The sequence below is a fragment of the Propionispora vibrioides genome (assembly GCF_900110485.1).
Taxonomy (GTDB): domain Bacteria; phylum Bacillota; class Negativicutes; order Propionisporales; family Propionisporaceae; genus Propionispora; species Propionispora vibrioides.
On the sequence record NZ_FODY01000049.1, the window covers coordinates 1 to 7,000 of the forward strand.

Below are 7,000 nucleotides of genomic sequence, written 5' to 3' on the forward strand. Positions count from 1 at the left end.
TTGAGTATCTATGCAATATTAGTCACATAAGGGTGATATCCTCAACTTCCGGGAATCGACAGATTTTTACGGAGCGGTGCTGCGGTGAACTTGCATGGTAGTACGGGGAGATCTTAATGTTGGCGTTATGCAAGTCTATCATCCTTCAAATTCCAGTTATTTGTTGGGTTTTATACACAACTATCAATATTAAATTAACCTAAGACTATCCAAAAGGAGAGTGTCCATATGTCTTGTACCACATCCTTTACGGCGGACAAGCTGCTGCCGTTGTGGTTAAAAAAGAAAATAGCCTATGTAACCATCTTCGCATTAGTCAGTCAACCCCTAATCGTGGGGGCGGAAGCGGTAGCCGATTCTCAGGCGGCCGAACAGAACCGGCCCAAGGTGGAAACCACACAAAATGGGACCCCTATTGTACAAATTACGGCTCCTTCCGCGGCCGGTGTATCGCGCAATATCTATAGTCAATTCAATGTAGATCCGCAAGGGCTCATTCTCAACAACTCCCAAACGCTTACTCAGACCCAACTAGCCGGCTATATTACCGGCAATCCCAATCTGGCCAACGGAACGGCAAAGATTATTCTTAGCGAAGTCAGCGGCCACGATCCCAGTACGCTGCGTGGCTATACGGAAGTAGCCGGCTCCCGGGCGGAAGTGGTCATTGCCAACCCGAACGGTATTACCGGTAACGGCTTTGGCTTTATTAATGCCAACCGGGCTGTACTCACCACAGGTACGCCGGTCTTCGGCGGCAATGGCAGCCTGGAGGCCTTTAGGGTGAATCAGGGGCAGATTACCGTTGAAGGAAACGGTATGGATGCTCAGCAAACTGACCGGGCCGATCTGATCAGCCGGGCCGTACAGGTCAATGCCGGTATCTGGGGTAAAGAGGTCAATGTGGTGGCCGGTGCCAACCAGGTAGAGCATGACTCGCTGCAGGCTACGGCACTGGCCGTTGATAATAACCGGCCGCAGGTGGCTATCGATGTAAGCTCTTTAGGAGGAATGTACGCCAACAAGATCAGATTGGTAGGCACTGAACAGGGTGTGGGCGTGAACAGCCAGGGGATTATTTCGGCAGCCGGCGATGTGACAATTGATAGTGCGGGAAAAGTTTCACTAAGCCAAGCCTCGGCTGGCGGCAATATCGCCATCACATCCGGAGATCAGATAATCAATCAGAACAGTCTTTATGCTCAGGGTAATACTACCGTGAATGCTCAGGGAGAGTTTTTTAACAACGGAATTCTGGTCTCGGGACAGCAAACCAGTATAGCAGCGCAAAATGTATTTTCCACCGGAACGTTGAGTGCGGGAATCAGCGATGCTGGTAAAGTGGGAAATAGCGGAGATCTAGTGGTAACTGCTGCTGGGACAATCGTTACACGTGGGCGAAATATTGCAGCAGGGGATCTTTCTTTGCAAGGCACAGACCTGGATCTGTCCGATAGCCAAACCACGGTTGGCGGCAACACCACACTAACAGCCATTCAAGGTGATATTATCAATACCGGCGGCTCCCTACAAACAGGGAATATCTTAACCGCCAGTGCTCAAGGTAACATACATAATGACCAGGCTGACACAGGGATTCAGGCTGAAATCAGTGCCGGACAGCTAAAGCTAACGGCGGCTAACCTGACTAATCAAAACAGCCGGATTACCCAGACAGGGACTCATGATAGCATCATAACGGCAAGTGATACCCTGGACAATACCGGAGGACAAATCGGTACTAATGGTACCAATTCCATCCTTCAGGCTGCGAACATTGTCAATAGACAAGGGCAGATCCAGCATGCCGGAACAGGGACGCTTGCCCTTCAAGCAACCGGAGATGTAACCAATATCGGTGGGAAGATCTCCACTAACGGGCAAGTGGCGGTCAATGCCAATACATTGGATAACACACAGGGAACGTTAACAGCCCAAAAACAGGTAAACATAACGGTCCAAAACGATTTGATAAATCAGCAAGGCTCTCTGGTAGCTGGAGATGTCTTAAACATCACTGCGCAAGGCAATGTCATAAACCAGCAGGGAGATATGGAGGCCAATAAAGGCCTTAGCGTAACGGCTCAAGTCATAAACAACCAGAACGGAAAACTGGTCAACCTGGATGACAGTGACCTGAAAATTACGGCCGGGCAGGATATCCAAAACCAATCAGGCGTTCTTGGTGGTAACGGCAAGGTCACGTTTACAACGCAAACCCTGGAAAATCAGGGGGGAAAGATCACAGCAAAGCAGGATCTTTCTATTGCAGCCAGCCAGGGAGTGGATAGCAATGTAACCGGCAGTCAGGTCGACAATAGCGGGGCTATTGTCAGTGGCGGCGATCTGACGCTGCAAAGCTCAGGGAATATTTTGCTGTTCGGGAATACGTCCGCCCAAGGGAATTTAACGGTAACGACTGATGGCGACGTCAACAGTTATGGTACGGTTTATGGTCAGGAAGACACTACGATTAGCAGTACTCAAGGGACACTGACTAATACCGGAACTATTGTTGCCGGAAAAAATACAGTGCTTGGCGCTCAAAACTTGCGATCCTTAGGCATAATTGGCGCCGGTGTACAAACAGATGGCAGTGTAGGAACGAACGGCAATTTAAGAATGAATGCCACGCAACATCTCAGCACCAGCGGGCAAAATATGGCAGCGAGCAGCCTGACCGTGACAGCTGGGGAAATTGATCTTAGCGGCAGTACGACCTATGCGAATAACGATGTCAGTCTCACCTCAACAGCAGGTGATATCATCAATAAAGGTGGCAGCCTCCAGGCGCAAGGTAAGCTTACTCTTACGGCGAAAAATGCTATCGATAACTCGAAAGCTACCGACGGTACAGCCTCCACAATGCAGGCCGATGGAATTGTTATCAAAGCCCAAAGCATCAGTAATACCGGCAGTACCATGATTCAAACCGGTACAGGGGATACCCAGATTGTTGCTGCGGATGAAATCGATAATACGGGAGGCACCATCGCGACCAATGGGAACAACTTAAATCTGACGGCTGATATTATTAACAACAGTCAGGGAACGGTTGCCCATGCCGGAGCAGGTACGTTAAATATTAGAGCCATAAGCGGTGTCACCAATACCTATGGCGGTACCATTCAAGCCAATAACAATGCAAATCTTGCTATTGGTGACTTGGATAATACCCTGGGCCGTATTACGGCTTTGAACAAAATGAGTATCACCGGTCAGAATATAATCAATGACCAGGGGGTGATTGCGGCCGGTGGTAATCTGGACATCGGACTGCAGGATAGTCTGATCAATCGAAAAGGAACAGTGGAAGCGGAAAATGCATTGACCTTAAACGCCGGAACTGTTACCAACCAGGAAGGCAGTATGACCAGCCTGGATGACAGCGGGATGACTGTCAATGCCCAGGCCATTGATAACACCTCCGGCACCATGGGCGGTAACGGCGAAGTCAATGTAACGGCTCAAACCTTAACCAATAATACCGGGAAGATACTTTCCCAAGGCAACTTGACAGCCAATATTTCTCAAAGTATTGATAACACCGGAGGAACCATAACGGCGCAGCAGAATGTGACCCTTGGCGGTATGGGGACAGCTATTACCAATGCATCTCAGGGAAATATTGCGGCAGGCAATATTCTTTTAGCCAAGGCCAGTACCTTGAATAATCTTGATGGTACCATGACGGCCAACCAGGATGTCAATCTTACTGCCGGAGCCATAAACAATGCAGGCAACTTGACGGCCGGGCAGGATTTGAATCTTACGGTTAATGGGGACTTTACTTCAACTAGTGGCAATACTATGAAAGCCAATCGTGATATTCATTTATCGGCGAACAAGGTAAATAACGCAGGAAGCTTATCTGCCGTACGCGGTCTGACGGTCGACGCCGCAAATGTGACCAATAACGCCGGCGGCAATTTGCAGGGGGGCGAGGAGCTCGCGGTAACGGTAACCGGTAATATGGCTAATGCAGGCAATATGGAAGCAAACACCGTCGATATTAGTGCTCAGGCGGTTGACAATACCGGTTCCGTATTCGGCAACAACCTTACTGTGACAGCCGATACTATTTCCAATCATGACGCGGCCGCCGTGATAGCCACAACCCAAAACACCAACCTTTTTGCCAAAACATCCTTGGAGAATAAAGACGACGCCAATATCTATAGTATGGGTAATATCCATATTGCCGGCAGTAAAAATCAGGATGCAAACGGAGAGTATATAGATAAAACCGGGTCTGTCTTAAACCAGTCGGCTACCATCCAGGCGGACGGGAGCATCGGGATTTATGCGGACACCTTGACGAATAAAAAACGGGAATTTGAAACTGGAGAGCAGGTTGTTTCAACTAACCAATATGCCACTGGCTCTTATTGGGATATGCGAAATTCTACTTGGATTCAGGGGTCTGTTCTAGAAGTGCGCGCAATGGGTACTTTTGTGCTATCGCCCAATAGCGGAGGGTATGTTATAGATGGGGAAAAGTATTGGTATCCGATTAGTGGGCTGTCTCTTAATCGTGATAATGCCGGAATAAAATTGTCCCAAAATAATAGAGACAGTGTCTGGCTATTAGGTGAAACCATTAGTGAAACCAATATTGTGAAAGATTCACCTTCCGGCAGGATTGTAGCGGGAAAGGATATCCGGTTAAATGCAGGGCAAGTCAATAACGACCTAAGCAACATTTCGGCCGCAGGGTCGTTGACAGTGTCTGCCGATACTGTCAATAATACGACAACGGCGCGTGTGCGAAGCACTACCGAGTATCTATATAATGTACATCTTCATCGGGAGTGGGCTTTTACTGGAAATAATGGATCTCCACAACCGTGGAATTATAGTACTTATCGTCCCCAAACGGTAACAACAGACGAATCCCTGCCCGGCTATTCCTCTGTCTTTGGCGGAGGACAACAGGTCACGATAGAGGCTCAAACCATTAACAATTTGGAGGTTGCGCCAAGTACTGTAACGTCCGGGAATGTAAAGAGCATATCATCAAGTGGACAAACGCAAGGTGCGGCGGTTGCGACAGGCAGTTCCAACAATGGTGGCAATATTGCTCTGACAGGAACTGTGCAGAATCTGTTACCGCCGGCAAAGGATCTGCCAAGCGTTGCACCCCAGCAGACCATCAACGACGATCAAATTGTGTTGCCCACAAATGCCATGTACAAAATAGTGCAGGAACCCAGCGCCCATTATCTTGTGGAAACCAATCCGCGGTTTGCCAATTACAAGGACTTTATTTCCAGTGACTATATGCTGCAGCAGTTGGGCCTGGACCCGGATAAAGCCATGAAGCGCTTGGGTGACGGTTTTTACGAGCAGAAGCTGGTAAGTGAACAAATTAATGAACTGACCGGCCGGGCCATGCTAAGCAATACCTCTTCCACAGAAGAGCAATACAAGACTTTATTAAATAACGGTGCAACCTATGCCAGCCAGTTTAACCTTCAAGTGGGAGTTGCCCTGACCAATGAGCAAATGGCGAATCTCACCTCCGATATGGTGTGGTTGGTGGAAAAAGAAGTTGATGGACAAAAAGTCTTGGTACCCACTGTTTATTTGGCTCAGGTGAGAACTGATGATTTGAAAGCCGACGGAGCGTTAATTGCCGCCGATAATATTGTAATTAAGACCCCGGGCGATTTAACCAATATGGGGGTTATTAAGGCAACGCAGAAGGTGGATATAGCGGCCGATAACCTTTCTAATCTGACAGGTCTGATCACAGGGGGGCAAACGGATGTAACTGCCAAACATACCATTGCACTTACCGGTGGTACTATTTCAGCCATTGGTGATGTGAATCTAAACGCCGGGCAAAATATTACAGTGAACACGGTGGAACAACAAAGCAGAATCGCAGTAGGCTCCTATCTTAAAGAACAGACGACTCATGCCGGCAGCAGTATCCAGGCTGGAAATAATGTAAATCTTACGGCACAATCAGATATTAGCCTGCAGGGTGCCAATATAGAATCCGGGAAAGACCTGACGCTTACGACAACAAACGGGAACATTGACATTTCGGAAGTAAAAGACCGTACAACTGAGGATCACCGCGAAAGGATCAGTAACGGATGGAAAAGAGTAAGGACAGACGATGAAACAGTTATCGGGACGACTCTGAATGGTGGCAACCAAGTTACGGTTCATGCGGGAGCCTTGGAAGAGGGGGCACCTTCTACAGCGGGAAATATAAATATTGAGGGCAGTTACATTGCCAGTGATAATGGAAAAGTAAACTTACTTGCCGACAAAGATATAACAATCAAAGAAGCCACAGAAAAGCATGAAAGCCTTGTTGAGAAACATCAGGTGAAAAGTGGATTCCTTTCGAAAAAAACTACGGACACCAGAGATTATTCTCTCATCAACCAGGCTGTGGGCAGTACCATTTCCGGGGATGCAGTGGATATTCACGCTAACAATGATATAACAGTAAAAGGAAGCAGTGTTGTTGGCAGTAATGCGGTGAATCTTACTGCCGGAAAGGATATTAATCTTACCAGTGCTGCTGAGACAGGAACATTCGAACACTATAAAATGACTAAAAAATCCGGTGTTTTCGGTGGCGGTGGTTTTGGAATCACAATTGGCAAGCAAAGTGAAAAACTGGATGTCAACGAAAAAACTTTGGATCAGGTGGGCAGCACAATTGGTTCGGTGAATGAAAGTGTATCAATCAATGCCGGCAAACAAGTCACGAGCGACGGCACTACGCTGGTTGCCCAAAAGGATATTACGATAACCGGCAACAACGTGAGCATCAATAACTCCGTTGATACTTATGACAGTAATACTAAATACGAATTCAAACAATCCGGCATCAGTGTTTCCTTAGGCGGCGGTGTTGTCAACACCCTGAATGATACGGCAAGCCACGTAGAGCGCTCCAGTCAGGTCAGTGATGACCGACTAAAAACCTTATACGACTATAAAGCTGCCAAGGACATAAAAAAGCTGAGCGACCAAC

At 47.8% G+C, this 7,000-nt stretch carries 1 protein-coding gene; it reads left to right on the forward strand.

Features of this window, described 5'->3' with window-relative positions; all coding sequences use genetic code 11:
- Window positions 1–228: 228 nt before the first annotated feature.
- On the forward strand, window positions 229–7,000 hold a 6,772-nt coding region (locus tag BMW43_RS20720; protein WP_091752438.1), incomplete at its 3' end, for a two-partner secretion domain-containing protein.